Source organism: Luteimicrobium sp. DT211, assembly GCF_049844995.1.
In the GTDB taxonomy this organism is placed as follows: Bacteria; Actinomycetota; Actinomycetes; order Actinomycetales; family Cellulomonadaceae; genus Luteimicrobium.
Genome location: NZ_JBNCMC010000011.1, coordinates 62122 through 88434, shown reverse-complemented (window position 1 = coordinate 88434; position 26313 = coordinate 62122). Strand labels below are relative to the sequence as shown.

Genomic DNA, 26313 nt, shown 5'->3' with positions numbered 1-26313 from the left:
ACGGGGGACGCGCCGCCGGGGCGGTGCCCCCCCCACCTCACGGCCGGGGGCTGCGGGGGGGGGGGGGGGCGCGTCCTGCGCGCCCCCCGCACCCCGCCTCGCGCGTCGAACCGACGACGCCGCGCCCCACCCCACCCGACCACCCCCACCCCGGGAGGCTCCCGTGCGCTATGCCCTGCGCAAGCTCGGCCTGCTGGTCCTGACGCTCTGGGCCGCCGTCACGCTGAACTTCGCGATCCCCCGGCTCATGCCCGGCTCCCCCGCCGACGCCGCGATCGCCAAGCTCGCCCAGAACGGCCCTGTCACCCCCGCCGTCCAGGCATCCATCGAGGCCCAGCTCGGCGTCCCCGGCGGCAACCTCTGGACGCAGTACGTCGACTATCTCGGCAACGTCGTCCACCTGGACTTCGGCGTGTCCTACACGTTCTTCCCGCAGCAGGTCTCGCAGCTCGTGTCCTCGGCGCTGCCGTGGACGCTCGTCATGGTCGGCGTCGTCACGGTCCTCGCGTTCGTGCTCGGCACCCTGATCGGCGTGGGTGCCGCCTGGAAGCGCGGGACCTGGATGGACTCGCTGCCGACCCTCGGCGGCAGCTTCCTCTCGGCCTTCCCCTACTTCTGGACCGCGCTGCTCGTCCTGTTCCTGTTCGGCTACGTCCTCGGGTGGTTCCCGACGTCGGGCGCCTACTCGGCGACGGCCGTGCCGAACCTGTCCTGGGACTTCATCTGGGATGCCGGGTACCACGCGGTCCTGCCGGGCGTCACGATCCTGCTGACCTCGCTCGGCGGCTGGATCCTCGGCATGCGCAACACGATGATCACGACGCTCGGCGACGACTACGTGACGTTCGCCGAGGCCAACGGCCTCCGCGGCCGGACCGTGGCGGTGCGCTACGCGGCCCGCAACGCGATCCTCCCGAACCTCACCGGCTTCGGCATGGTGCTCGGCGGCGTCGTCGGCGGGTCCCTGCTCGTCGAGCAGGTCTTCGGCTACCCCGGCGTCGGCTACCTGCTCTTCAACGCCGTCACCAACCAGGACTTCCCCCTCATGCAGGCGCTGTTCCTCATGATCACCGTCAGCGTCCTCGTGGCGAACTTCCTGGTGGAGATCCTCTACGGCGTCCTCGACCCCCGAACGAGGCGGTGACCATGACCGACCCCCTGACCGACCCGCACCCGCACGTCGAGACCAGCACGCGCGAGGCCTCGCCGGCCCTGCGGCTCGACCCCGTGACCCCCGACCCGGAGGGCCCGTCGCCGGCCGCCGTGCGCGGCGTCCGCCGCCGGTCGCGCACCCGGCTCGGCCGCGGCCTCCAGGTCGCCGGCCGCGGGTTCGGGACCGTCTGGGCGCACCCCAAGGCCCGCGTCGGGATCGTGATCCTCGGGCTGTTCGTCCTCATGGCCGTGTTCGCGCCGCTGCTGGCCCCCTACGACCCGCACGACGACGCGTTCGGCCGCAACGAGGCCGCGAGCGGCGCGCACTGGCTCGGCACCACGGGCGCGGGCGAGGACGTCCTGTCGCAGCTCGTCTTCGGCGCCCGCGTCTCGCTCCTCGTGGGCTTCGTCGCCGGCGGCCTGTCGACGCTCGTCGCGGTCATCATCGGCCTGTCGTGGGGCTACCTGCGCGGCTGGGGCAACGACGTCGTCGACTTCCTCGTCAACCTCGTCCTCGTCATGCCCGGCCTGCCGCTCATGATCATCATCGCCGCCTACCTGCAGAACGGCGGGCTCCCGATGATCGTGCTCGTCGTCGTCGTGACGGGCTGGGCGTGGGGCGCGCGCGTGCTGCGGTCGCAGACCCGGTCGCTGCGCTCGCGGGACTTCGTGACCGCTGCCGTCTTCTCGGGCGAGAGCTCGGTGCGCGTGATCTTCCGCGAGATCCTCCCGAACATGACCTCGATGATCGCGGGGTCGTTCTTCGGGGCCGCGACCTCCGCGGTGCTCGCCGAGTCGGGGCTGTCGTTCCTCGGCCTCGGCGACATGTCGACGATCAGCTGGGGCTCGATGATCTTCTGGGCGCAGAACTCGATGGCGATCCTCACCGGCCAGTGGGTGCTGCTCTTCGCGCCCGGCCTCTGCATCGCCCTCCTGGCGACCTCCATGACCCTCGTCAACTTCGGCGTGGACGGCCTGTCCAACCCGCGCCTGCGGGAAGGGACCGGACGATGAGCCTCCTCGAGATCGACCACCTGTCCGTCGTCTACGAGCCGCGGGGTGCGGCTCCGACGCACGCCGTGCGCGACGTCACGCTGAGCCTCGAGCAGGGCGAGTTCGTCGGCCTCGTCGGCGAGTCCGGCTCGGGCAAGTCGACGCTCGGCTTCGCCATGACCCGCCTGACCAGGGCGCCCGCGCGGATCTCGTCCGGCCGCATCGTGTTCGACGGCGTCGACGTGGCGTCGCTCGAGGACGAGGCCCTGCGCGAGCAGCGCCAGGGCGGGTTCGCGATGGTCCTGCAGTCCGGGATGAACGCCCTCAACCCGGTGCGGACCGTCGCCCACCACTTCGGCGACATCTTCGCCGCCCACGGCCACGTGCCGAAGGCGCGCCGCCGTGCCCGAGCGGTCGAGCTGCTCGACAAGGTCCGGCTCGGCGCGGACGTCCTCGACCGCTACCCCGGCGAGCTGTCCGGCGGCATGCGCCAGCGCGTGTCCATCGCCCTCGCGCTCAGCCTCGAGCCGCGCCTCATGGTCTTCGACGAGCCGACGACGGCGCTCGACGTCCTCGTGCAGCGCGCCGTCATGGACACCATCCGCGAGCTCCAGGCCGCCGAGGGGTTCACGGCCGTCCTGATCTCCCACGACCTCGGCGTCGTGCTCGAGTCCGCGGAGCGCGTCGTCGTCATGCACGACGGCGAGATCGTCGAGGACCGACCCTCGCGCGACCTGTACCAGGGCCCCGACCACGACTACACGCGCATGCTGCTGTCGCACTACGCGGACCCGCGCGCCGAGGTCGTCGAGCTGCCGGGGCTCCGGGTCGCGGCGGGCCGGACGGTCGCCGAGCTCCCCGCGGGCGAGGCCGGCGCCGCGCACGACGCGATCGTCGTCGACCACGTCACGAAGGTCTACCCGCCCCGGCGCCGCGGAGACGAGCAGGTGGTCGCCGTCGACGACGTCTCGTTCCGGCTCGAGCCCGGCGACGCGCTCGCGCTCGTGGGGCAGTCCGGCTCGGGCAAGTCGACGCTCGCGAAGCTCATCACGGGCGTGGAGCGGCCGACGTCGGGCACCGTCACCTTCGGGGACCTGCGCGTGGACCGGCTGCCGCGCCGCCGCCTCAAGCGGCTGCACGCGGACGTCCAGATGGTCTTCCAGGACCCGTACTCGGCGCTCAACCCGCTCCACACGGTCGAGTACACGCTCACCCGGCCGGTGGAGAACTTCACCGGGCTCAGGGGCGAGGCGGCGCGGGCTCGCGTGCTCGAGCTGCTCGAGCGCGTCGGTCTGGCGCCCGTCGAGCAGTACGCGGCCAAGCTGCCGCACCAGCTGTCCGGCGGCCAGCGGCAGCGCGTCGTGATCGCCCGCGCCCTCGCGTCCGAGCCGCAGGTCCTCGTCGCCGACGAGCCGGTCTCGATGCTCGACGTCTCCCTGCGCGCCGGCGTCCTGTCCCTCCTGCAGGACCTGCGCGCCGACACCGGCGTCTCGCTCCTCTACATCACGCACGACCTGCTGTCGGCACGCGTCGTCACCGACCGGATCATGGTGCTCCACCACGGGAAGGTCGTCGAGCGCGGCGACACCGCGCACGTGCTCCGGTTCCCCGAGGACGACTACACCACCCAGCTCCTCGACGCCGTGCCCCAGCCCGCCCGTCGGTTCGCCGACGGCGCCGCCTGACACGCGCACCCGCACCACCCACGAAAGGACGACCGTGCACACGAACGGCCGAGAGCTCGCGTTCCCCGACGGATTCCTCTGGGGCGCCGCCACCGCCGCCCACCAGATCGAGGGCAACAACATCAACAGCGACTGGTGGGTCCGCGAGCACGCCGCGGGGACGTCGATCGTCGAGCCCAGCGGCGACGCGATGGACAGCTACCACCGCTACCGCGAGGACATGACCCTCCTGCGCGACGCCGGGCTGGACGCCTACCGGTTCAGCATCGAGTGGGCGCGGATCGAGCCGGAGAAGGGCTTCGTCTCGAACGCGGAGATCGACCACTACCGCCGGATGGTCGGCACGGCCCTCGAGCTCGGCCTCACCCCGATGGTCACGCTCCTGCACTTCACGGTGCCGCGCTGGTTCGCGGACGACGGCATGTGGCGCTCCCCCGAGGCCGCGGACCGGTTCGCCCGGTACACCGAGCTCGCGCTGCGCGTCCTGGGCGACGACGTCGAGTGGGTCTGCACGATCAACGAGCCGAACATCGCGGCCATGATCGCGGGCGGCGAGGACCCCGCGAACCTCGTCGCGTACGGGCTGCCCGACCCCGACCTGCACGTCGCGGACACGCTGCTCGAGTGCCACCGGCGCGCCCGCGAGATCCTCGCGGCGTCGGGCCGGACCCGGTCCGGGTGGACCGTCGCGACGCAGGCCTTCCAGGCCGAGCCGGGCTGCGAGGAGGTCGCGCGCGAGTACGGCCACAAGCGCGACGACTGGTACCTCGAGGCGGCCAAGGGCGACGACTGGGTGGGTGTTCAGGCGTACACGCGGACCATCATCGGCCCCGACGGGCCGCGGCAGGTCCCCGACGGCGTCGAGACGACGCTCACCGGCTGGGAGTACTACCCGGCGGCCCTCGCGGAGGGCGTGCGCGCGGCGTGGCGGCTGACCGGCGGCGTGCCGGTCGTCGTCACGGAGAACGGCATCGCCACCGACGACGACGCCCGCCGCGTCGACTACACCGAGGCCGCCCTGGCCGGGCTGCACGCAGCGATGCAGGACGGCGTCGAGGTCGAGGGCTACCTGCACTGGAGCCTGCTCGACAACTACGAGTGGGCGTCGGGCTTCCGGCCGACGTTCGGCCTGGTGTCCGTGGACCGGACGACGTTCGAGCGAACCCCCAAGCCGTCGCTCGCGTGGCTCGGGTCGGTCGCGCGGGACGGCGTGCTGCGGGTCCGCTGAAAGCCCTCCGGTCCGCCGTGCGTCGCTCACGGGGCGCGACGCAGGGCGGACCGGACCGCGTCACGCCCGGGCGGGCTCCGGCTCCTCCGCCGGGGTGACGTTGAGGTTCGAGCGGAACAGGTTGTCCGGGTCGACCCGGTGCTTGACCTCCCGCAGCCGGCGCAGCGTGTCGGGCGGGTAGGCGTCGGACGCCGCCGAGGCTCCGGCGTCGGCCACGAAGTTCGCGTACGCCGCGCCCCCGAGCCCGAGCCCGTCCGCGGTCCTCGCGACCCAGTCCGACGCGGCGCCCGCGAGGCCGGGGTCGGGGCTCAGCGCGCCGACGGTCGCCATGACCCGCTGGGCGCGGTGCGCGAACGCGGTGGCGTCGCGCGGGACGCGCGCGATCGCGCCGCCCATCGGCCGCAGGTTGAGCACGGCGAGCGGCGTGGGTGCCGTCCTGACGGCCTCGATCACTGCCGCCGCGGCGTCCGCGGCCACGCCGCCCGTGAACCCGGTCCGCTGGGCGAGCCGCGTCCCGGCCTGGCCCGGCGCCACGCCGAACAGGTCGGGGTAGGGCTGCGGACGGACGAGGTCCACGAGCAGCGTGCCCGCGGCGCGGAACGGCGCGAGGGCGGCGTCCGCGTCGTCCGGCGTACCGGAGTGGCACACGAGCGCGACGACGATCGGCGTCCCGTGGCGGTCGGCGGGCAGGAACGGCGCCGGCGGCGCCTTCATGACGTTGACCATGAGCGAGAGCTCCTCGGGCGCGTGCGCCGCCGCCTCGAGCAGGGCGCCGACGGTCCGCGGGTCGGGCGCGAACGCCAGCAGCCCGCCCGTGACCACCCGCGTCCGAGTGAGCCTCAGGTCGAGGCGCGTGACGACGCCGAAGTTCCCGCCGCCCCCGCGGAGCGCCCAGAACAGGTCGGGGTCCTCGTCGTCGGACGCGCGGACGACGTCGCCGTCCGCGAGGACGACCTCCGCGCCCAGCACGTTGTCGAGCGTGAGCCCGTCGCGGCGGCTGAGGTACCCGATGCCGCCGCCCAGTGCGAGGCCCGGGACGCCGACCGTCAGCGTGTCGCCGAAGCCCGTCGCCAGCCCGTGCTCCGCCGCGGCGCGCGTGTAGTCTCCCGCCGTCGTGCCGGCGCACGCCACGCCGACGCGCGCCTCGGCGTCGATCCGCACCCCGCCGAGCAGGCGCAGGTCGAGCACGAGGCCTTCGGCCACCGTGCCGTAGCGCGCGTACGCGTGGCCGCCGCCGCGGACCGCGAACGGCACGCCCGTCTCCGCTGCGGCCCGCACGACCGCCCGCACCTCGCTCACGTCCTGGGGCCGGGCCACGAGCGCGGGCGGCGCGCCGTCGCCCGCGAACACCACCCCCGCCGCCTCGTCGAACCCCGGGTCCGTGCGCGACAGCAGGCGCCCGCCCCACGACCCGCCGAGCAGTCGGCTCACGTCGTCCATCAGCCTCATCGTCCCGCCCTCCTCCGGGCCCCGTGCGAGCCCGTCGTCGGTAACGTTAGATGTCAAACGATTAGATATCAAGAGGTTCGACGTCTGAAGATATGGCATCCAAGGAGTGCGGCTAGGCTCGGGCGATGAGCATCGGCGAGCACAGGCCGCTGGGCCGCACCCTCTGGGACACCACCCAGACCGTGAACCGGGCCTTCGAGCACCGGCTCGCGGAGGCGGGCGGCAACCGGGCCGTCTGGTTCATCTTCCTGGCGCTCGCCCGCGGCACCCACACGACCCAGCGGGACCTCGCCCGCACCGTCGGGATCACCGACGCGACCCTCACCCACCACCTCACGGCCCTCGAGCAGCGGGGCCTCGTGACCCGGACGCGCGACGAGCACGACCGCCGCGTCCAGCGCCTCGCCTTCACGCCCGAAGGCCGGGCGGCGTTCGAGCGCATGCGGAAAGCCGCGATCGACTACGACCGGGTCCTGCGGGCCGCGCTGGGCGACGACGTCGAGCTCGTGCTCGACGCGCTGCAGCGCCTCGCCGCGACGGCCGAGGAGCCGGCGGACTGACCGCCGACCGCCCGACCGTCCGGCCCGGCCGTAGACTCGATCGGATGGCCAGGCCCGACCCCAGCACCGCTGACACCCGTCGCGCCGCGCCCACCCCGACCTCCGGCGCCCGCTCCTTCAGCGAGGCGCTGCGCGAGCGGGACGACGCGGCGCTCGTCGCGCTGCTGCGCGCCCGACCCGACCTGGCGAGCCCCTCCCCCTCGACGATCCGTTCGCTCGCGGCCCGCGCGACGGGCCGCGCGAGCGTCGACCGTGCCCTCGCCGAGCTCGACACGTTCGCGCTCCAGGTCCTCGAGGCGTTCGCCGTCCGGGGCGCCGAACCCCACGACCGTGCACCGCACGCGCTGCGGGTGAGCGACGTCGTCAACGGCCTCGGCCCCGCGGACGACGTCTCCCCGGACGCGCTGACCGCCGCCGCGAGCGCCACCGCGGACCGGCTGACCCTGCTCGCGCTCGTCTGGGACGCGTCGCCGGACGCCGCGGAGCCCGACCTGCGCGCCGCGCCGGGAGTGCTCGAGGCCGTCGGCCCCTACCCGGCCGGGCTGCTCGCGCCGGAGGCGGCGACGGCCCCGGACCAGGACGCCCTCGACCCGCTCGACGACGCCCCGCCCGGCGCCCGCGCGATCCTCGAGGCCCTGGCCTGGGGACCGCCCGTCGGGGTAGCACCGCGCTCGGACGCGCGAGGGATCGCGGCGACGCGGTGGCTCGTCGAGCGGGGCCTGCTCGAGCGCCTCGACGGTGACGACGCCGGCCGCGTCGCCCTTCCCGCCCCGGTCGCCCTCGCGCTGCGTGGCGGCCTGACGCACCGCGACGTCCGGCCGGGCCCACCGGTCCCGGACCGCACGCCGCACGCAGCCGCGACCGTCGACGCCGAGGCCGGGCGCGCCGCCGAGGAGTCGGTCCGCCTCGTCGCCGACCTCGTGCACGCGTGGGAGCAGGCGCCCCCGGCGGTCCTGCGGACGGGCGGGCTCGCTGCCCGGGACCTGCGCCGGCTCGCGCTCCGGCTCGACGTCGACGAGCCCACGGCGGCCCAGGTCGCCGAGCTCGCGCTCGCCGCCGAGCTCGTGGCCGACGACGGCGAGGTCCCCGCCTCGTTCGTCCCGACGACGCTCGTCGACGCCTGGCTCGCGGACGACGTCCCCGGCCGGTGGGCCGACCTCGCGCGCGCCTGGCTCGGGTCGTCGCGCACCCCGTGGGTCGCGACCACCCGCGACGCGGCGGGCGCGCTGCGCTCGGCGCTCGACCCGACGCACACCGCCGGCTGGGCCGCCCGCCTGCGCCGCACGGTGCTCGACGCCGCAGAGGCCTCGCCCTCCCCGCTCACCGCCGACGAGGTGCAGGACGTCCTCGCCTGGACGACCCCGCGCGCGGTGCCGCCCCCGGAGGCGGTGGCGGGCGTCTGGCGCGGCGCCGAGCTGCTCGGCGTCGTCGCGCTCGGCACGCTCACGGGTCCGGGGGCCGCGCTCCTCGCGGAAGCCGACGCCGGCCCGGGCCCGGACGCGGACCCCGTCGCCGCGCTCGACGCGGTGCTCCCGCCCGAGGTCGACGACCTCCTCCTCCAGGGCGACCTCACCGGCATCGTGCCCGGCCGCCCGACACGGGACCTCGCGCGCCTCGTCGACGACGCCGCCACGGTCGAGTCGCGCGGCGGGGCCCTGACCGTCCGGTTCACGCTCGACTCGGTCACGCGCGCCCTGGCGGCCGGCAGCGCGGGCGACGCCGACACCCTGCTCGCCGCGCTCGCCCGGCACACCCGCGGCACGGTGCCGCAGCCGCTCGAGTACCTCGTGCGGGACGCCGCCCGGCGGTTCGGCCGGGTGCGCGTCGGTGCCGCGCTCAGCTACGTGCGCGTCGACGACCCGGCCCTCGTCGCGTCGTTCCTCGCCGACCCCGGCCTGCGCGCGACCGGCCTGCACCAGCTCGGCCCGACCGTCCTTGCGGCGCACGTCCCCGCGGCCGAGCTGCGGGCCGCGCTGGCGTCGTCGGGCGTGAGCGCGGCGCTCGAGGACGACGAGGGCCGGACCGTCAGCACCGAGGCCGACCGGCCCCGGACCGTCCCGCCGGGCCGGCGTCGCGGTCGCTCGCGCTACGGGGCCCCCGTCGCGGCGTCGTCGGGGCTGCCGGAGCGCGCGGCACGCGCGGCGGGGCTCGTGGCGGCGCGTGCGGAGGCGGTCGTCGCGGAGCTGCGGTCGCGGGACGCGCTCGCCCACGCGGACGCGTCGTGGGGGCACGGCGGCGAGGTCGTCCCCGCCCCCGACGACGGCGCGACCGCCCCCGGCCCCGAGCCGGCTCGCGGCGGGGCGCGCGGCCGCCGGTCGGCGCCGACCCGGGGAACAACGGAGCCGGGCGACCTGTTGGGCCTCCTGCACGACGCCATCGCCGAGCAGACGCTCGTCTCCCTCGAGACCGTCGACGCGCGCGGCGTCCCCGTGACCCGGACCGTCCGCCCGCTGCGGCTCGACGCCGGTCGGCTGCGCGCCGTCGACCCCGCCCGCGACGCCGAGCTCACGGTCGCGGTCCACCGGATCGCGCGCGTCGTGCCGGCGCTGCCCACCCCACCGACCACCCGCACGGAGGACGCATGACCGACGGACCGCTGATCGTCCAGAGCGACAAGACCCTCCTGCTCGAGGTCGACCACCCGCGCTCCGCCGAGGCGCGCCGCGCGATCGCCCCGTTCGCGGAGCTCGAGCGGGCCCCCGAGCACGTCCACACCTACCGGCTCACGCCGCTCGGCCTCTGGAACGCGCGCGCCGCGGGCCACGACGCCGAGCAGGTCGTCGCGGCGCTCATGGACTACAGCCGGTACCCCGTGCCGCACGCGCTGCTCATCGACGTCGCGGAGACGATGGCCCGCTACGGGCGGCTCCAGCTCGTCAAGCACCCGACGCACGGCCTCGTCCTGCAGTCGCTGGACCGCGCCGTCCTGACCGAGGTGCTGCGCTCCAAGCGGACCGCAGGGCTGCTGGGCGACCGGGTCGACGAGGACACCGTCGTCGTGCACCCCTCCGAGCGCGGCCACCTCAAGCAGGTGCTCGTGAAGCTCGGCTGGCCCGCCGAGGACCTCGCCGGGTACGTCGACGGCGAGCACCACGACATCGCCCTCACCCCGGACGGCTGGACCCTGCGCCCGTACCAGGAGCACGCGGTCGAGAGCTTCTGGCACGGCGGCAGCGGCGTCGTCGTGCTGCCCTGCGGGGCGGGCAAGACGCTCGTGGGCGCGGGCGCGATGGCGAGGTCCTCGACGACCACGCTGATCCTCGTGACCAACACGGTGAGCGCGCGCCAGTGGAAGGACGAGCTGGTCAAGCGCACGAGCCTCACCGAGGACGAGATCGGCGAGTACTCGGGCGCCCGCAAGGAGATCAAGCCCGTCACGATCGCCACCTACCAGGTCCTCACGACCAAGCGGAAGGGCGTCTACACGCACCTCGAGCTGCTCGACGCCCGCGACTGGGGCCTGGTCGTGTACGACGAGGTCCACCTGCTGCCCGCCCCGATCTTCCGCATGACCGCGGACCTGCAGGCGCGCCGCCGCCTCGGCCTGACCGCGACGCTCGTGCGCGAGGACGGTCGCGAGGACGAGGTGTTCTCGCTCATCGGGCCCAAGCGGTTCGACGCACCCTGGAAGGACATCGAGGCCCAGGGCTACATCGCCCCCGCCGAGTGCGTCGAGGTCCGCCTCACCCTGCCCGACGGCGAGCGCATGGCCTACGCGACCGCGGAACCGGAGGACAAGTACCGGCTCGCGGCGTCGGCGTCGGGCAAGAACCGGGTCGTGGAGCAGATCCTCGCCCGCCACCCCGACGACCAGGCCCTCGTGATCGGCCAGTACATCGACCAGCTCCACGAGCTGGCCGAGCACCTCGACGCGCCCCTCATCACGGGCGAGACGACGGTGCGCGAGCGCCAGCGCCTGTTCGACGCGTTCCGCGCGGGCGAGATCAACCACCTCGTCGTGAGCAAGGTCGCGAACTTCTCGATCGACCTGCCGGAGGCGTCGGTCGCGATCCAGGTCTCGGGGTCGTTCGGGTCGCGCCAGGAGGAGGCCCAGCGCCTCGGCCGCGTCATGCGCCCCAAGCACGACGGCCGGACCGCGCACTTCTACGCCGTCGTCGCCCGGGACACGGTGGACCAGGACTTCGCCGCGCACCGCCAGCGGTTCCTCGCGGAGCAGGGCTACGCGTACCGGATCGTCGACGCGGAGGACCTCGAGGCGGAGCTCGCCGGCTGAGATCGCCGCCCGGAGCCTGGTTGCGGCCCGGGGACCCGCACGGAAGTATCGGTGCGTGGCCCTCCCTCCCCGTCCGCGGCGGTCGTTCGCGTCCGTCGCGCTCGCGCTGATCGCGCTCGTCCTCGTCCCCGTCTTCCTGGTCCCCTCGTCGGCGGGGGCGACCGCGCCGCTGCCGCAGGTGGCGCCGTTCCGGCTCTCGGGGCCGATCACCGACCAGGTCGGCGCGCTGAAGGGCTCGGACGAGGCCGACGTCAAGGCGGCGCTCGACCACCTGTCCGACACCACCGAGCTCGACCTGTGGGTCGTCTACGTGTCGTCGTTCGACGGCGCGTCGGGCGAGGACTGGGCCAAGCAGACGGCGGACCTGTCGCAGCTCGGGAAGAACCAGCTCCTGCTCGCCGTCGCGACGGACGACCGCGCGTACGGGCTGCGCGTCGAGGCGCCCACGTCCGTCCTGTCCGACGACGACCTGGCGAAGGCCGACGACGAGATCCGCTCCCACCTGTCCGACGACGACTGGGCGGGCGCCGCGATCGCCGGGGCGCAGGCGCTCGGCGGCGAGGGCTCCGGCTCGTCGACGGCGTGGGTCTGGTGGGTCGTGGGACTCGCGGTCCTCGTCGTGATCGTGCTCTTCGTGGTGCGCGCGTCGCGGCGGGGGCGCCGGCTCGCGCAGAACGGCGGACGGTACGTCCCGCCGGGCACCGACCCCGACGCGCCCGAGGCCCTTGCCGCGCTGACCACGGCCGACCTGCAGCGACGGGCCGCGAACGCGCTCGTCACGATCGACGACGACGCGAAGTCCGCCGAGCAGGAGCTCGGGTTCGCGCAGGCCCAGTTCGGGCAGGAGGCCACGCAGGAGTTCCAGGTCGCGCTCGACGACGCCAAGCAGAAGGTGGCGCAGGCGTTCACGCTGCGCCAACAGCTCGACGACGACCAGCCCGAGACCGAGCCCCAGGCCCGCGGCATGCTGATCCAGATCGTCACGCTGTGCCGGGCGGCGTCGGACGCCATGCGGGCCCAGGCCGCGAGGTTCGACGAGCTGCGGCAGCTCGAGGCCCGCGCCCCGCAGGTCCTCGACGAGGTCGAGCAGCGCGCAGGCGAGCTCAGGGCCCGCGTCGAGCCGGCCCGCGCGAGCCTCGCCGAGCTCGCGCGGACCTACCCGCCGACGGCGCTCGCCTCCCTCGCCGGCAACCCCGACCAGGCGTCCGCCCTGCTCGACGGCGCGCTGCGCTCCGTGACCGAGGGACGCGCCGACGTCGAGCGCGGCGACCGCGGGGCGGCCGTGGCCCGGTCGCGGGCGGGCGGGACCGCCGTCGGGCAGGCCGCCACCCTGCTCGACGCCGTCGAGAGCGCCGGCGACCGCCTCGCCCACGCCGGCGAGAACCTCGAGAAGGGGATCGCGTCGATCACGTCCGACCTGGCCGACGCGCAGCGCCTCGCATCCGCCGACGCCGGCGTGCAGGCCGCCGTCGGCCCCGCGCAGGCCGCGGTCAGCGCCGCGCGTGCCGCCCGGACCGGCGGGGACCCGCTCGCGGCGCAGGCCGAGCTGACGTCCGCGGAGGCCACGCTCGACGCCGCCCTCGCACCCTTCCGCGCCAAGGCCGAGGCCGACGCCAAGGCGCGTGCGCTCCTCGACCAGACGATCGGCCGCGTGGACTCGCAGGTGCGGGCCGTGGGCGACTTCATCGACACCCGCAAGGGTGCCGTCGGACCGGAGGCCCGGACCCGCTTGTCGGAGGCGGCGCGGCTGCTGCAGCAGGCCCTGGCCCTCAAGGACTCCGACCCGCAGCAGGCCCTCACGCTCGCGCAGCAGGCCGAGCAGTACGCGCAGCAGGCGCAGCAGCTCGCGCAGCGCGACGTCGAGACCTGGTCGAACCAGCAGCGGGGGCCCGGCGGGGGCGGCGGCTCGAACGTCGGCGGCATGATCCTCGGGGGCATCCTCATCGACTCGATCCTGCGCGGCGGAGGCGGCTTCGGCGGGGGCGGGGGCGGCTGGGGCGGCGGAGGCGGCTTCGGTGGAGGCGGCGGAGGCTTCGGCGGTGGTGGTGGCGGCGGGGACCGCAGCACCGGCGGGCGCTTCTGACCCCTGCCAGGGACATTCACGAACGGCAACACCGGACGACGGAGGCAAGGACATGGCGGAGAAGCAGAGCATCTTCGGGCGCATCGCCCAGCTCACCAAGGCCAACATCAACGCGCTGCTCGACAACGCGGAGGACCCGCAGAAGATGCTGGACCAGCTGGTCCGTGACTACACGAACAGCATCGCCGAGGCCGAGCAGGCCGTCGCGCAGACCATCGGCAACCTGCGGCTCGCCGAGCAGGACTACAACGAGGACGTCCGGGCCTCGCAGGACTGGGGCCAGAAGGCGCTCGCCGCGTCCACCCAGGCCGACAGGTACCGCGCGGCCGGCGACGCCGCCAACGCCGACAAGTTCGACAACCTTGCGAAGGTCGCGCTCGGCAAGCAGATCCAGGCCGAGCAGGAGGTCAAGCAGGCCGAGCCGCTCATCGCGTCGCAGCGCGAGACCGTCGAGAAGCTCAAGACCGGCCTCGCGACCATGAAGGACAAGCTCGGCCAGCTGAAGTCCAAGCGCGACTCCCTCGTCGCCCGCGCCAAGACCGCGCAGGCGCAGCAGCAGGTGCAGAGCGCCATCGGCTCGATCAACGTCCTCGACCCGACGAGCGAGGTGTCGCGGTTCGAGGAGAAGGTCCGCCGGCAGGAGGCGCTGGCCCAGGGCCAGGCCGAGATCGCTGCGTCGTCCCTCGACTCGCAGTTCGCCGAGCTCGAGGACGCGGGCGAGCAGATCGAGATCGAGGCGCGGCTCGCCGCGCTCAAGGGCACGGGCTCCTCGGTGCCCATGGTCACGCCCACCCCGGTGACGCCCGAGATCGCGGCGCCGCCGTCCACCGACGCGCAGTCCTAGGTCGGGACCACCGGGCCTCGCGCCCGGAAGGCAACCAGGGCTGCACCACCGCGCGTGCACCTCAGCGCGGGCTCCGGGGCGGGCACGGCCGGCGACGGCCGCGCCCGCCCTTTCCGCGAAGTAGACGGGCCGGGCGCGGATAGGGTGGCGACATGAGCGACCCGAGCGCGAACCCCGCCCCGTCCGACCAGCCCGCCCCGGGCGCGGCCGCGACGAACGTCCCGACGTACCTGCTGGTGGACGGCGAGAACATCGACGCGACGCTCGGGATGAGCGTGCTCGGCCACCGCCCCAGCCCGGACGAGCGGCCCCGCTGGGACCGCATCGCGTCGTTCGTGGGAAGCACCTGGGGCGGACCGGTCGTCCCGCTCTTCTTCCTCAACGCGACGTCGGGCCAGCTGCCGATGCCGTTCGTCCAGGCGCTGCTCGCCATGAGCTACCGCCCGGTCCCGCTCTCGGGGAACGGCACCGAGAAGGTCGTCGACATCGGCATCCAGCGCACGCTCGACGCGCTGCGCGACCGGCCCGGCAACGTCGTCCTCGCGAGCCACGACGGCGACTTCATCCCGCAGGTCGAGGCGCTCCTGGGCGACGACCGCCGCGTCGGGCTCCTGGGCTTCCGCGAGTTCGTGAACCTGCGGATGACGGAGCTCGCCGGCCGGGGCCTGGAGATCCTCGACCTCGAGCACGACGTGCAGGCGTTCACCACGCCGCTGCCCCGCGTCCGGATCATCCCGATCGAGGAGTTCGACCCGCTGCGCTTCCTCTGACCGTCGCTCCCCGAGGACCGTCGCTCCCCGAGGACCGTCGCTCCCCGAGCCCGCCAGCCCCGCTGGCCGGTCCCGCGCCGACGGTGACGCCCCGTTCGCAAACGGTGACGTGCGGTGCGCCGACGGTGACGTCGCGGTGCTGAGCATGCGGTCGGTGACCCATCGCAGCGCCGAGCATGCGAGCAGACCCCTTCTCGGCGTCGAGCATGTGAGTGCTCGCATGGTCGGCACGCTCGGGCGGTGGCCGATCGCATGCTCGACGACGACGCAGTCCGAACCGCCTGTCCGAGCCCGCCCGCGGACCCGACCACGGACACGTACGTCACCCTCGGCGAACGGGGCGTCACCGTCGGCGAACGGGGCGTCACCATCGGCGCACGGGTTCTCGGACCGTTCCCGGCCCGTTGCCAGGAATTCTCCAGGCAGCGGGGACACACTCGAGTCATGGGGAGTCCTGAGGCGCGGCTCGTGGTCGTCGACGACGAGCCCAACATCCGTGAGCTGCTGTCGACGTCGCTGCGTTTCGCCGGGTTCGAGGTGCACGCCGCCGCGGACGGCCAGAGCGCGCTCAAGCTCGTCCGCGACCTGGACCCGGACCTGGTCGTGCTCGACGTCATGCTGCCCGACATGGACGGCTTCACCGTCACGCGGCGCATGCGCGAGAAGGGCCAGTACACGCCGGTCCTGTTCCTGACCGCGCGCGACGACACGCAGGACAAGATCGCGGGGCTGACGGTCGGCGGCGACGACTACGTCACCAAGCCGTTCAGCCTCGAGGAGGTCGTGGCGCGCATCCGCGCCGTCCTGCGCCGCACGCACGCCGAGCCCGACGACACCGCGGTGCTCCGCTTCGCCGACCTCGAGCTCGACGAGGACTCGCACGAGGTGCACCGGGCCGGCCAGCTCGTCGAGCTGTCCCCCACCGAGTTCAAGCTGCTGCGCTACCTCATGCTCAACGGCGGCCGCGTGCTGTCCAAGGCGCAGATCCTCGACCACGTGTGGCAGTACGACTGGGGCGGCGACGCGAACATCGTCGAGTCCTACATCTCCTACCTGCGCCGCAAGATCGACACCCTCACCGTTCCCGGCCCGGACGGCGAGCCCGTGCCGCTGCCGTCGCTCATCCAGACCAAGCGCGGCGTCGGCTACCTGCTCCGCCAGCCGCCGCGGTGACCGTCGTGACCTCGACGTCCCCGCCCCGCGCGGAGGCCGCCGGGGACACGTCCGCGCCCGACGGCGCCCCGCGCGTCCTGCACGTCGACGCACCCCCCGGCAGCCCCCGGTGGACCTGGTGGGCCCGGATCCCGCTGCGCTCCCGGCTCGTCGCGATCGTCTCGGCGCTGCTGGCGGTCGGGCTCGTGGTGGCGGCGGTGTCGAGCATCACGCTCGTGCAGCGCTACCTCGTCGACCAGGTGGACGAGCAGCTCACGCAGAACGCGGACACCGTCGCCCAGATGGCGCAGACGCGTCAGTTCTCGAGCACTGCCCTCCCGAGCCAGTACTACGTCGAGGTGGACTTCCTCAGCGGCTCGGTCAAGCCGTACAACCAGGACCGCGTCGTCGAGCTCTACGGCACGCCGCAAGCACCGGACCTGACCGTCGCCCAGGTCGCCGCCCGCGGTCGTGCGCCGTTCACCGTCGAATCCGTCGACAAGTCGGGCAACGCCAGCGGCTACAAGTGGCGCATGCTCGCGGCGGCCGGATACTCCCCGACGGACGGCTCGCTCAACGCGATCGTCTACGTCGCGCTCCCGCTCGCCGACGTCCAGTCCACCGTCCACCAGCTCGGCAAGGTCCTCGGCCTCACCGCGTTCGCGGTGATCATCGTCGGCGCGGCTCTGGGCTACTGGCTGGTCCGCCGCGAGCTGCGTCCACTCCACGCGATCGAGACGACGGCTGCCGCGATCGCGGGCGGCGACCTCACCCAGCGCGTCCCGCAGGAGCCGCCGAGCACGGAGGTCGGCTCCCTCACGGCGTCGCTCAACGCGATGCTCGCGCAGATCGAGTCGTCGTTCGCCGCCCAGGAGGCGTCGGAGGGGCGCATGCGCCGTTTCGTCTCGGACGCGTCGCACGAGCTCCGCACCCCGCTCGCGACGATCCGCGGCTACGGCGAGCTCTACCGCATGGGCGCGCTGACGACGTCGGACCAGGTGGACGACACCATGCGCCGCATCGAGGACTCCGCGAGCCGCATGGGCACGCTCGTCAACGACCTGCTCGCCCTGGCGCGCCTGGACGAGGGCCGCCCGGTGCGCAAGGAGCCCGTCGACCTCACCGCCCTCGCCCAGGATGCGACGCGCGACCTCGAGGCCCTCGACCCCTCGCGGGAGGTCTCGCTGACCTCGCTCACGCCGCCCGGTCCGCGGGACGCGAGCCCCACTGTGCCCGACGTCGTCGTGACGGGCGACGAGGACCGCCTGCGGCAGGTCCTCGTGAACCTCGTGGGCAACGTGGCCCGACACACGCCGGCGGGCACCCCCGCCCAGGTCGCGGTGGGCGTCACCGACGACGGCGCGCGCGGGGTCCTCGAGGTCCGCGACCACGGGCCGGGCGTCAGCGAGGAGCAGGCGCGGCACGTCTTCGAGCGGTTCTACCGGGCCGACTCGTCGCGCAACCGCGCGTCCGGCGGGTCGGGCCTGGGGCTCGCGATCGTCGCGGCGATCGTCGGTGCGCACGACGGGCACGTCGCAGTCCGCGACACCCCCGGCGGCGGTCTGACCGTCCGCATCGAGGTCCCGGTGGCCACCGGCACCGCGCCGTCAGAGTAGGCTCGCAAGCGTCAGAACTCGTACGACGAAGGCAGGGCATGGGCGTCCACGACGCACATCAATGGCTCGGCACCTCCTGGCTCCGGTCCTGCCGGGGCGCGGGCGCGACAGCGCCCGACGAGGAGGTCCGCGCGGCGGGGCAACGGCTCCTCGACCGGTGGTCGCACCCGTCCCGGTCGTTCCACAACGTCCGGCACCTCATGGACGTGCTGGGTCGCGTCGACGAGCTCTCCCAGGAGACCCACGAGCCCGACGCCGTCCGGCTCGCGGCCTGGTACCACGGGGCGGTCTTCGCGCACGACACGGATGCGGAGCACGCGACTCTCGGCAGTGCCGACGAGGACGCGAGCGCCCTCCTGGCGTTCGAGCAGCTGTCCGCCCTGGGCGTCCCGCAGCGCACCGCGGCGCGCGTGCGCGACCTCGTCGCCATGCTGCACCGGCACTTCCCGGATCCCGGCGACGGCGACGCGGCGGTCCTGTCGGACGCCGACCTGGCGCTGCTCGCGAGCGAGCCGCAGCGCTACAAGGAGTACCTGCGCGCGGTCCGCGAGGAGTACGCGGCGATCCCGCTGCCGGACTTCCTGCGTGCGCGGCGCGCGATCGTGTCCCGGTTCCTCGCCCGCCCCAGGATCTACGCGAGCCCGATGGGTCACGCGTGGGAGGAGGCGGCGCGCCAGAACCTCCAGGCGGAGCAGGCGCGCATCGACAAGGAGCTCTCGCGCCTCGTGGCCGAGGCGCCCAGCGAGCCGTTGGCCTGAGCACCGTCCCCACCGGCGACTCGGTCCGCTGCCGTCCACAGGCGGCGTACCAGCGCCGGCACACGTCGTCGGCGGCCGCCTAGCGTCTCGTCCGTCGGGCCCATGCGGGGCCCCGGGGACGGAGGACTCATGAGCAGGTTCGAGGTCGACAGCGCGGAGGTCGCGCACGCCGCGCGGGTGGTCCAGGACACGGGCGACGCCGTGCGCGGCCAGGTCGCGGCGATGCTGCACCGGCTGGAGGGGCTGCAGGGCACCTGGCACGGCGAGGCGGCCGCGCGGTTCGCGGCGGTCGTCGACGACTGGCGGGCCGTGCAGGCGCGGGTCGACGATTCCCTGGGCGGGATCCAGGTGGCGATGACGGCCACGGCCCAGACGTACGCAGACGCGGAGGCCGGAGCGGCCGCGCTGTTCGGACGCTGAGCGGCTCGAGCGCTGGGATGATCGGGGCATGACCATCCTCATCGACGACGCCCGCTGGCCCCGGCACGGAACGGTCTGGGGCCACCTGGTCAGCGATGCGTCGACCGAGGAGCTCCATGCGTTCGCCGACGCCGCGGGAATCCCGCGCCGGGCGTTCGACCTCGACCACTACGACTACCCGGTCGAGCGGTACGACGAGCTCGTCGCGGCGGGGGCGGTGCCGGTCGACCGGCGCGAGCTCGTCCGCCGGCTCGCGGCCTCGGGGCTGCGCGTACGCGGGCGCGACCGCGCGTCCCGGCGGGCTCTCAGCCCGTCGGACCACCCGCACTGACCACGAGCTGCGCTCCCCCGGCGCCGTCGTCGGCGCTGAGGTCGCGCGCCACCGCGACGGACGCCGCGACCACGAGCGGCCCGGCGCGCCGCGCGGTCGCGTCGGCGTCGTCGGCCGGCCCGACGACGAGGCCGACCGCCGCGGCCGGCAGCCCGTCGACCTCGGGCACGGGCGCGGCGAGGCCGAGCGTGCCGTCGTCGGCTCGCACCAGCGCCAGCTCGGTCGCGCGTGCGCCGGCGGGGCCCGTGAGGCCCAGGGCGACGGCCACGGCGCTCAGCGCGGCGTCCGACCCGACCGCCGGCTCACGCTCGGCGCCCGTCGCGTCGGCCGGGTCGCCGCCGCGCACCCGCACGACGCACCTCAGGCGGGAGGCGCCCTCGGCCGCGGGATCGAGCACCGTCACGTGGGCCTGGGCGCCCGTGAGCTCGTGCAGCCGCCGCAGGTGCGGCAGGGCCGCCTCGCGCAGCCGGGTCGCCACCGGCGCGCGCTCCCCCAGCGCCCACAGGGTCGTGCCGGGGACGTACCCGCCCGACGCCGTGCGGGCGAGGAGCCCGAGCCGCTCGAGGTCCGTCGCGATGCGGTGTGCCGTCGACGTGGCGAGGCCCGCGCGCGCCGCGAGCTCGGTCGGTGTCAGCGGCGCACCGTCGTCGTCGAACGCCGACAGGAGGTGCACCGCGCGGTCCAGCAGCCCGTCCATGCGATCCATCTTCCCCGAGCGGTCCACCGGACCACGAACGCGCGCCCCGGTACGCCGGCGGGCCGCCGCCCCCGGCTCGCGCCGGGGCCGACGGCCCGTCGTAGGAGAGGCTGGACTCAGAAGTCCATGCCGCCCATGCCACCGTCACCGGCGGGCGCAGCAGGCGTCCGCTCCGGCTTGTCGGCCACGACGGCCTCGGTGGTGAGGAACAGCGCGGCGATCGACGACGCGTTCTGCAGCGCGGAGCGCGTGACCTTGACCGGGTCGTTGACGCCCGCGGCGAGCAGGTCCTCGTACACGCCGGTCGCGGCGTTGAGGCCGTGACCCGACGGGAGGTTGCGCACCTTCTCGACGACGACGCCGCCCTCGAGGCCCGCGTTGACGGCGATCTGCTTGAGCGGGGCCTCGATCGCGACCTTCACGATCTGAGCACCGGTCGCCTCGTCGCCCTCGAGCTCGAGCTTGGCGAACGCCACGGCGCCGGCCTGGATGAGGGCCACGCCACCACCGGCGACGATGCCCTCCTCGACGGCAGCCTTCGCGTTGCGGACAGCATCCTCGATGCGGTGCTTGCGCTCCTTGAGCTCGACCTCGGTGGCCGCGCCCGCCTTGATGACGGCCACGCCGCCGGCGAGCTTGGCGAGGCGCTCCTGGAGCTTCTCGCGGTCGTAGTCGGAGTCCGACTTCTCGATCTCGCTGCGGATCTGGTTGACGCGACCGGTGATCTGGTCGGCGTCGCCCGCACCCTCGACGATCGTCGTCTCGTCCTTCGTCACGACGACCTTGCGGGCCTGGCCCAGGAGGTCGAGCGTGGCGTTCTCGAGCTTGAGGCCGACGGTCTCGGTGATGACCTGGCCGCCCGTGAGGATCGCGATGTCCTGGAGCATGGCCTTGCGGCGGTCGCCGAAGCCCGGGGCCTTGACGGCGACGGACTTGAAGGTGCCGCGGATCTTGTTGAGCACGAGGGTGGCGAGCGCCTCCCCGTCCACGTCCTCGGCGATGATGAGGAGCGAGCGACCGGCCTTCATGACCTGGTCGAGGACCGGCAGGAGGTCCTTGACGTTCGAGATCTTCGACTCGACGAGCAGGACGTACGGGTCCTCGAGGACGGCCTCCTGGCGCTCCGGGTCCGTCTCGAAGTAGCGGGCGAGGAAGCCCTTGTCGAAGCGCATGCCCTCGGTGAGCTCGAGCTCGAGGCCGAAGGTGTTCGACTCCTCGACGGTGATGACGCCTTCCTTGCCGACCTTGTCGAGCGCCTCGGCGATGAGCTCGCCGATCGCCGGGTCGCCGGCGGAGATGGCGGCCGTGGCGGCGATCTCCTCCTTGGTCTCGATCTCCTTCGCGGAGTTGAGGAGCTGCTCGGTGACGGCCTCGACGGCCTTCTCGATGCCCTTCTTCAGCGCGATGGGGTTCGAGCCGGCGGCCACGTTGCGCAGGCCCTCGCGCACGAGCGCCTGGGCGAGCACGGTGGCGGTGGTGGTGCCGTCGCCCGCGACGTCGTCGGTCTTCTTGGCGACCTCCTTGACGAGCTCCGCACCGATGCGCTCGTACGGGTCGTCGAGCTCGATCTCCTTGGCGATGCTCACGCCGTCGTTCGTGATCGTGGGTGCGCCCCACTTCTTGTCCAGAACGACGTTGCGGCCCTTCGGGCCGAGCGTGACCTTGACGGTGTCCGCGAGCTGGTTCAGCCCGCGCTCCATGCTCCGACGAGCTTCCTCGTCGAACGCGATGATCTTGGCCATGGGGACAGATCCTCCGCTGGTGGCTTGGGTAGGTCTTCCGACGCCCGCGACGGACGGCCCGACCGCTCGCGTTCAGGTCACGCGTGCGGTCCGGGGCCTCGCCGGTCGACCCGGTTTTTGTCACTCTCGATGCGAGAGTGCTAACGCCATTATTGGCACTCGGCCCAGGCGAGTGCAAGGCGCCGACCCTCCCCCGGGCGAGGGAGCCGTCCGCCCTCCGCGAAACGCTAGGCTTCGCGGCATGTCCAACGGGGATCCCCGCGCCGCGACGCCGCGCCCGCCCGGCACGGAGCCGACGCCGCCGGGACCGACGCCGCGCAGGCTCGGCACGACGGCGCGCACCTGGCGCCTCGGGGTCGCCGGCGCCGCGCTGGTCGTGCTGCTCGTCGCCCAGCTCGTCCCGACGTCGTGGAAGAACACCAACGACTGGTTCCCCCTCGGGTCCCTGTCCCAGTACGCGTTCGCGACCAACCCGAACGGCACCGTGCGGTCGACGTTCATCACGGGCACCACGGCCGACGGCGACGAGGTCAAGATCTGGCTCGACCAGATGGGCATCGGCGTCGGGCACGCCGAGATCGAGGGCCAGCTCCAGCGGATCGTCGACGACCCGGAGCTCCTCGCCGGCGTCGCCCGCGCGTACGCGTGGCGCTACCCGAACCGCCCGCCCCTCGTGAAGCTCACGCTCAAGCGCACGACCAAGCAGCTCCACGACGGCCGGCCCACCGGCGAGGAGACCGTCGAGGTGCTCGGCGTCTACCAGGTACCCGCGGGAGGCGTGAAGTGAACGCGACGACCGGCGTCGGCAGGGCCGCGCGCACGACGGCCCGGTGGTGGCTGTCGCCCGTCGCCCTGGCGCGGATCGCGGTGCTCCGGGCGGCCCTCTACCTCTTCACGATCTGGGACATCTTCGTCCTGACCCACGACGTGATCGGGCACGGTTACTCCCGCGAGCTCTACCAGCCCACGCTGATCGGCCGGGTGCTGCCCCTGCCCGAGCCCACGCCCACCGGCGGGTACGTCATGCAGTGGACGCTCGTCGCCACGTGCCTCGCCACCCCCGTGCTCATGGCGTGCGCGGCGCGCCCGCTCCAGTGGGCGGGGCGCGTGACCGGCTGGGTGGCCGGCGTCGTCTTCCTCGCGTGGATGGAGAACTCGCAGGGGTTCGCGTACGTCTCGCACGACCACATGGCCCTGGTCCTCGCGCTCCTGCTCCTGCCGACGGTGCCGCCGGCCCGCTTCACCGACCAGACGCCGTCCGAGGCCGCCGGCTGGGCGATCCGCTGCATCCAGATCGCCGTCGTCATGACGTACTTCGGGTCCGCGCTGCAGAAGATCGTCCGCACCGGCGGGCTGTTCGCCTGGCCGAACAGCTCCGTCATCATCTGGTCGCTCATGCGCCGCGGACGCTCCGTCGTGAGCTGGTCGATCGACTATCCCGGGCTCCTCCGCGTCGGGCAGTGGATCCTGTTCATCGCCGAGCTCCTGTCCCCGATCGCGCTGTGGGTGCGGGGCCGGCTGGTCTACGCGGTGTTCGCCCTCATCTGCGTGTTCCACCTGATCACGTACATCGCGCTGGGCATCCACTTCCTGCCGACCGTCATCTGCTGGCTCGCGTTCCTGCCGCTCGAGCGACTCGTGCCCTGGGCGCGGCGGCGGGTGCTCCACCTCCCCGCGCCCGACGACGCCCTCGCGGGTGCCGTCGCCGACGCGCCGTCAGCCGCGGCCGAGCTCCGGTAGGGCGCGGACCCCGAAGGTGCGGCGCAGCACGCGCCGGGCCGCGAACCAGCCGCCCAGGCCGTGCACGCCCGGCCCCGGCGGGGTCGACGCCGAGCACAGGTACACGTCGTCGAGCCCGGTGCCGTACGGGTCGAGCCAGGGCGTGGGGCGCGCGAACATCCGGTACAGGTTCACCTCGCCGGCCGCGATGTCGCCGCCCACGTAGTTCGCGTTGTGCGCCGGCATGTCGGCCGCCGTCGTGGCCCGGGAGGCGACGACGACGTCCCGGAACCCCGGAGCGAAGCGCTCGATCTGCGCCGTGACCGCCTCCGTCTGGTCGACCGTCGAGCCGGCGGGGACGTGCGTGTAGGCCCACAGGGGGCGCCGCCCGCCGACCTCGCGGGTCTCGTCGACGACGACGGGGTCGCTCAGCAGCACGACGGGGCGGGCGGCGTGCCGGCCGGCGTGGACCTCGCGCTCGGCGACCGCCATCTCGCGCCGCGTCCCGCCGACGTGAACCGTGCCCGCGAGCCCGACCTCCGGGTGCTTCCACGGGACCGGGCCGTTCAGCACGAAGTCCACCTTCGACGCCGCGTTCCCGTAGCCGAACGCGTTCAGGGCGCGCGCGGCGCGCGGCGGGACGCGGCCGCCGAAGACCTCGAGCAGCGTCCGGGGCGTCGTGTCGAAGACGTAGGCGCGGGCGGCCGGCAGGTCGGCCTGCGTCCGGACGGGCCGCCCGGTCAGGACCTCGCCGCCGTGCGCCTCGAGGTCCGCGACGAGCGCGGCGACGATGGCGCCGGACCCGCCGCGCGGGATCGGCCAGCCCTTGTCCGCGTGCGCGAGCGCGCCCAGCAGCAGCGCGGTGCCGGCCCCGGCCATCGACGGGAGCGAGGTGATGGTGTGCGCGGCGATGCCCGTGAGCAGCGCGGGCGCCTCGTCGCCCTTGAACCGGAGGTTCCAGGCCGGCGTGCCCTGCTCGAGCGCGGCGAGCCCGAAGCGCACCGCCGACCACGGCGTCGACGCGCTCACGCCGGGCGGCAACGAGCGCTTGTCCCCCAGCGCCACCGCGACGACGTCACGCCAGTGCGGGGAAAGCCGCCCGAAGAGGTCGCGCCACGCTGCGCCGTCGGGCCCCAGCCCGGCGACCGTGCGCTCGAGGTCGCGATACGCGATACCGGCGCGGCCGCCGTCGAGGGGCTGCGCGTACGACACCTCGGGGACGAGCAGCTCGACGCGGTCCGCGAGGCCGAACGCCTCGAGGAACGGCGACGCCCACGCCATGGGGTGGACGGCCGAGCACACGTCGTGGACGACGCCGTCGGCCAGGCCCAGGTCGAGCGTCCGCGCGCCGCCGCCGACGGTGTCCTGCGCCTCGAGGACCTGCACGCCGAGGCCCGCGCGGGCCAGCGTGACCGCCGCCGCGAGACCGTTGGGGCCGGCCCCCACGACGACGACGTCGAGGGCGGGACGCGACCCGTTCACACCGCTCAGAGCGGCCGGACCTGCTCCGCCTGCGGGCCCTTCTGGCCCTGCCCGACCTCGAACTCGACCTGCTGCCCCTCCTCGAGGGACCGGTAACCATCCGACTGGATCGCGCTGTAGTGCACGAACACGTCCTGGCCGCCCGCCTCCGGGGTGATGAAGCCGAACCCCTTCTCGGCGTTGAACCACTTGACGGTGCCCTGGGCCATCTGAGTCTCCTTCTGCGCTCGGCCGTCCCGGCGCTGCCTGCCATGTCCGCCCGCGGGTCGATCGCCGCGGTGCACGTGCGAGCCTAGCCGCGACCGCGCGCGAGGGGAATGCCCCGGGTGGTGCGTTTCGCGAGGTGGGTACCGGCCGGCCGGAGCCGGGTCAGGAGAGGTCGTGCACCAGCACGGCGATGATCGGCGCGCCGCCGCTGAGCGCACTCACCTGCTCGACGTCGCTGATGCCGAGCGTGGCCGCGACCTCCTGGGCGGTCGCCTTGTCGCCGTCCTGCACGTAGTAGACGACCGAGTCCGCGAGCTTGGTGCCCGTGTAGTCCGCGGCCGTGACGGTCGTGAAGCCGTCCGCGGTGAGCTTCGCCGCGCCCTTGGCTGCGAGCCCCGTGATCGCCGCGCCGTTCTTCACGGCGACCGCCGTCGCATGGTCGACGTCAGCACTCGCCGTGTCGTCCGCCCCGGCCGTGTCGTCGGAGCCCGACGCCGTCTTGGTCGCCTTCGGCTTGCTGGTCGCCTTCGGGGTGGACTTGGTGGTCGACTTCGAGGCGGACGTCGTCTTGTCCGTCGCGCTCGCGCCGTCCGAGCGCAGCAGGTTCGACGCGAGCGTCACGCCGCCGTACGCCACGACGGCGAAGACGACCGCGACGACGACGAACGGGACGACCTTGCGCCAGGGGCTGCGCGGCACCCGGTGGACGCCCGTCGGGGCGTCCTCGGGGACGTCGTCGAACTCGTCCGGGGGGTACCGGTAGCTCTTGCTCACCGGCACAGGGTAACCGCCGGTGCCGGAGCCTCCGAAGTCGCGCCCACGCCCGCGGCGACGCCGCAGGTCACGCGCCCGAACCCAGCCGGCGGGCCGAACGCTCGCGCTGCCGGGCGGACCGCAGCCGGCGCAGCCGCTTGACCAGCATGGGGTCGTGCGCGAGCGCGGCGTCCGTGTCGATCAGCGCGTTGAGGGTCTGGTAGTAGCGGGTCGCGGTCATGCCGAAGAGCTCGGAGATCGCGGCCTCCTTGGCGCCCGCGTACTTCCACCACTGGCGCTCGAAGTCGAGGATCGCGCGATCCTGCTCGTCGAGCCCCGAGGCCCGGTCGCCGACCTGCCCTGCGCCCGGTGCGTCCGTGAGCCGCCCGACGGCCTCGCCCATCCCCGCTCCTCTCGCCGCCCGCCGCACCGTGCCGG

Annotated in this window: 24 protein-coding genes; 17 read left to right on the top strand and 7 right to left on the bottom strand. The window is 74.1% G+C overall.

What is annotated here, in order from left to right:
- Positions 1–163: 163 nt before the first annotated feature.
- From ACLQ14_RS17820 to ACLQ14_RS17805, 4 genes are read left to right on the top strand one after another with little or no spacing between them, the layout of a single operon-like run.
- On the top strand, positions 164–1144 hold the full coding sequence (locus ACLQ14_RS17820) for an ABC transporter permease (protein WP_425815479.1): 981 nt from the start codon (positions 164–166) through the stop codon (positions 1142–1144).
- Positions 1145–1146: 2 nt separating this feature from the next.
- On the top strand, positions 1147–2166 hold the full coding sequence (locus ACLQ14_RS17815) for an ABC transporter permease (RefSeq protein ID WP_425815477.1): 1020 nt from the start codon (positions 1147–1149) through the stop codon (positions 2164–2166).
- Positions 2163–3830, top strand: a complete 1668-nt coding sequence (locus ACLQ14_RS17810; protein ID WP_425815475.1) for an ABC transporter ATP-binding protein — start codon at positions 2163–2165, stop codon at positions 3828–3830. The genes ACLQ14_RS17815 and ACLQ14_RS17810 overlap by 4 nt, the downstream gene beginning before the upstream one ends.
- Positions 3831–3864: 34 nt before the next feature.
- A complete protein-coding gene (locus ACLQ14_RS17805; RefSeq protein WP_425815473.1) occupies positions 3865–5058 on the top strand; it encodes a glycoside hydrolase family 1 protein in 1194 nt (397 codons plus the stop codon).
- Positions 5059–5118: 60 nt separating this feature from the next.
- Here ACLQ14_RS17805 and ACLQ14_RS17800 read toward each other — a convergent pair whose 3' ends face one another.
- On the bottom strand, positions 5119–6498 hold the full coding sequence (locus tag ACLQ14_RS17800; protein ID WP_425815471.1) for an FAD-binding oxidoreductase: 1380 nt from the start codon (positions 6496–6498) through the stop codon (positions 5119–5121).
- A gap of 134 nt (positions 6499–6632) precedes the next feature.
- Here ACLQ14_RS17800 and ACLQ14_RS17795 point away from each other — a divergent pair, with 134 nt between their 5' ends.
- The 11 genes from ACLQ14_RS17795 to ACLQ14_RS17745 all read left to right on the top strand — a co-directional run bounded on the left by ACLQ14_RS17795 (position 6633) and on the right by ACLQ14_RS17745 (position 19275).
- Entirely contained in the window at positions 6633–7067 is a 435-nt protein-coding gene (locus ACLQ14_RS17795) for a MarR family winged helix-turn-helix transcriptional regulator (protein ID WP_425815469.1), read from the top strand.
- 44 nt (positions 7068–7111) lie between these two features.
- On the top strand, positions 7112–9652 hold the full coding sequence (locus tag ACLQ14_RS17790; protein WP_425815467.1) for a helicase-associated domain-containing protein: 2541 nt from the start codon (positions 7112–7114) through the stop codon (positions 9650–9652).
- The gene (locus tag ACLQ14_RS17785; RefSeq protein WP_425815465.1) at positions 9649–11301 is read left to right on the top strand and encodes a DNA repair helicase XPB; all 1653 of its coding nucleotides are present in this window, start codon (positions 9649–9651) and stop codon (positions 11299–11301) included. Before ACLQ14_RS17790 ends, ACLQ14_RS17785 begins: the two co-directional genes overlap by 4 nt.
- Positions 11302–11356: 55 nt before the next feature.
- Entirely contained in the window at positions 11357–13384 is a 2028-nt protein-coding gene (locus ACLQ14_RS17780; RefSeq protein ID WP_425815463.1) for a TPM domain-containing protein, read from the top strand.
- 52 nt (positions 13385–13436) lie between these two features.
- Positions 13437–14228, top strand: a complete 792-nt coding sequence (locus ACLQ14_RS17775; protein ID WP_425815461.1) for a PspA/IM30 family protein — start codon at positions 13437–13439, stop codon at positions 14226–14228.
- A gap of 152 nt (positions 14229–14380) precedes the next feature.
- On the top strand, positions 14381–14998 hold the full coding sequence (locus ACLQ14_RS17770) for an NYN domain-containing protein (RefSeq protein WP_425815459.1): 618 nt from the start codon (positions 14381–14383) through the stop codon (positions 14996–14998).
- Positions 14999–15442: 444 nt separating this feature from the next.
- Positions 15443–16171 (top strand): response regulator transcription factor, encoded by a 729-nt coding sequence (locus ACLQ14_RS17765; protein WP_425815457.1) that lies wholly within the window; start codon positions 15443–15445, stop codon positions 16169–16171.
- A 5-nt stretch (positions 16172–16176) separates the two neighbouring features.
- Positions 16177–17766 carry a sensor histidine kinase gene (locus ACLQ14_RS17760; protein ID WP_425815455.1) on the top strand — a complete coding sequence of 530 codons (1590 nt, stop codon included), beginning with the start codon at positions 16177–16179 and terminating at the stop codon, positions 17764–17766.
- Positions 17767–17804: 38 nt separating this feature from the next.
- Positions 17805–18524: an HD domain-containing protein gene (locus ACLQ14_RS17755; protein ID WP_425815453.1), complete on the top strand. Its 720-nt coding sequence runs from the start codon at positions 17805–17807 to the stop codon at positions 18522–18524.
- A gap of 129 nt (positions 18525–18653) precedes the next feature.
- Positions 18654–18944, top strand: coding sequence for a WXG100 family type VII secretion target (locus tag ACLQ14_RS17750; protein ID WP_425815451.1), 291 nt, complete (start codon positions 18654–18656; stop codon positions 18942–18944).
- Positions 18945–18972: 28 nt separating this feature from the next.
- Positions 18973–19275, top strand: coding sequence for a DUF4031 domain-containing protein (locus ACLQ14_RS17745; RefSeq protein WP_425815449.1), 303 nt, complete (start codon positions 18973–18975; stop codon positions 19273–19275).
- Here ACLQ14_RS17745 and ACLQ14_RS17740 read toward each other — a convergent pair.
- A complete protein-coding gene (locus tag ACLQ14_RS17740) occupies positions 19250–19972 on the bottom strand; it encodes a helix-turn-helix domain-containing protein (protein ID WP_425815447.1) in 723 nt (240 codons plus the stop codon). The genes ACLQ14_RS17745 and ACLQ14_RS17740 overlap by 26 nt on opposite strands.
- A gap of 116 nt (positions 19973–20088) precedes the next feature.
- The gene (gene groL, locus ACLQ14_RS17735; RefSeq protein ID WP_425815445.1) at positions 20089–21714 is read right to left on the bottom strand and encodes a chaperonin GroEL; all 1626 of its coding nucleotides are present in this window, start codon (positions 21712–21714) and stop codon (positions 20089–20091) included.
- Between the two features lie 241 nt (positions 21715–21955).
- On the opposite strand from groL, the gene ACLQ14_RS17730 reads away from it, so the two are divergent.
- Together ACLQ14_RS17730 and ACLQ14_RS17725 are read left to right on the top strand one after the other, a co-directional pair.
- The gene (locus ACLQ14_RS17730) at positions 21956–22501 is read left to right on the top strand and encodes a hypothetical protein (RefSeq protein ID WP_425815443.1); all 546 of its coding nucleotides are present in this window, start codon (positions 21956–21958) and stop codon (positions 22499–22501) included.
- Complete coding sequence (locus ACLQ14_RS17725; RefSeq protein WP_425815441.1) at positions 22498–23454, top strand: hypothetical protein; 957 nt, start codon at positions 22498–22500, stop codon at positions 23452–23454. The genes ACLQ14_RS17730 and ACLQ14_RS17725 overlap by 4 nt, the downstream gene beginning before the upstream one ends.
- Here the strand turns inward: ACLQ14_RS17725 and ACLQ14_RS17720 are convergent.
- From ACLQ14_RS17720 to ACLQ14_RS17705, 4 genes are all read right to left on the bottom strand, one after another.
- Positions 23431–24915 carry a phytoene desaturase family protein gene (locus ACLQ14_RS17720; protein ID WP_425815439.1) on the bottom strand — a complete coding sequence of 495 codons (1485 nt, stop codon included), beginning with the start codon at positions 24913–24915 and terminating at the stop codon, positions 23431–23433. The two genes, ACLQ14_RS17725 and ACLQ14_RS17720, sit on opposite strands and share 24 nt — an antisense overlap.
- Positions 24916–24920: 5 nt before the next feature.
- A complete protein-coding gene (gene cspE / locus ACLQ14_RS17715) occupies positions 24921–25124 on the bottom strand; it encodes a transcription antiterminator/RNA stability regulator CspE (protein ID WP_386799895.1) in 204 nt (67 codons plus the stop codon).
- A 160-nt stretch (positions 25125–25284) separates the two neighbouring features.
- Positions 25285–25896, bottom strand: coding sequence for a LytR C-terminal domain-containing protein (locus tag ACLQ14_RS17710; RefSeq protein WP_425815437.1), 612 nt, complete (start codon positions 25894–25896; stop codon positions 25285–25287).
- A 67-nt stretch (positions 25897–25963) separates the two neighbouring features.
- Complete coding sequence (locus ACLQ14_RS17705; RefSeq protein WP_425815435.1) at positions 25964–26278, bottom strand: DUF3263 domain-containing protein; 315 nt, start codon at positions 26276–26278, stop codon at positions 25964–25966.
- Positions 26279–26313: the final 35 nt, after the last annotated feature.

What these genes read in the sequence shown, in the direction of transcription:
- ACLQ14_RS17800 (WP_425815471.1), bottom strand. Translation starts at nt 6,498, where the DNA reads ATGGACGACGTGAGCCGACTGCTCGGCGGGTCGTGGGGCGGGCGCCTG.
- ACLQ14_RS17785 (WP_425815465.1), top strand. Translation starts at nt 9,649, where the DNA reads ATGACCGACGGACCGCTGATCGTCCAGAGCGACAAGACCCTCCTGCTC.
- ACLQ14_RS17750 (WP_425815451.1), top strand. Translation starts at nt 18,654, where the DNA reads ATGAGCAGGTTCGAGGTCGACAGCGCGGAGGTCGCGCACGCCGCGCGG.
- ACLQ14_RS17765 (WP_425815457.1), top strand. Translation starts at nt 15,443, where the DNA reads ATGGGGAGTCCTGAGGCGCGGCTCGTGGTCGTCGACGACGAGCCCAAC.
- ACLQ14_RS17810 (WP_425815475.1), top strand. Translation starts at nt 2,163, where the DNA reads ATGAGCCTCCTCGAGATCGACCACCTGTCCGTCGTCTACGAGCCGCGG.
- ACLQ14_RS17745 (WP_425815449.1), top strand. Translation starts at nt 18,973, where the DNA reads ATGACCATCCTCATCGACGACGCCCGCTGGCCCCGGCACGGAACGGTC.
- ACLQ14_RS17705 (WP_425815435.1), bottom strand. Translation starts at nt 26,278, where the DNA reads ATGGGCGAGGCCGTCGGGCGGCTCACGGACGCACCGGGCGCAGGGCAG.
- cspE (WP_386799895.1), bottom strand. Translation starts at nt 25,124, where the DNA reads ATGGCCCAGGGCACCGTCAAGTGGTTCAACGCCGAGAAGGGGTTCGGC.
- ACLQ14_RS17790 (WP_425815467.1), top strand. Translation starts at nt 7,112, where the DNA reads ATGGCCAGGCCCGACCCCAGCACCGCTGACACCCGTCGCGCCGCGCCC.
- ACLQ14_RS17815 (WP_425815477.1), top strand. Translation starts at nt 1,147, where the DNA reads ATGACCGACCCCCTGACCGACCCGCACCCGCACGTCGAGACCAGCACG.
- ACLQ14_RS17730 (WP_425815443.1), top strand. Translation starts at nt 21,956, where the DNA reads ATGTCCAACGGGGATCCCCGCGCCGCGACGCCGCGCCCGCCCGGCACG.
- ACLQ14_RS17775 (WP_425815461.1), top strand. Translation starts at nt 13,437, where the DNA reads ATGGCGGAGAAGCAGAGCATCTTCGGGCGCATCGCCCAGCTCACCAAG.
- groL (WP_425815445.1), bottom strand. Translation starts at nt 21,714, where the DNA reads ATGGCCAAGATCATCGCGTTCGACGAGGAAGCTCGTCGGAGCATGGAG.
- ACLQ14_RS17795 (WP_425815469.1), top strand. Translation starts at nt 6,633, where the DNA reads ATGAGCATCGGCGAGCACAGGCCGCTGGGCCGCACCCTCTGGGACACC.
- ACLQ14_RS17740 (WP_425815447.1), bottom strand. Translation starts at nt 19,972, where the DNA reads ATGGACGGGCTGCTGGACCGCGCGGTGCACCTCCTGTCGGCGTTCGAC.
- ACLQ14_RS17755 (WP_425815453.1), top strand. Translation starts at nt 17,805, where the DNA reads ATGGGCGTCCACGACGCACATCAATGGCTCGGCACCTCCTGGCTCCGG.
- ACLQ14_RS17770 (WP_425815459.1), top strand. Translation starts at nt 14,381, where the DNA reads ATGAGCGACCCGAGCGCGAACCCCGCCCCGTCCGACCAGCCCGCCCCG.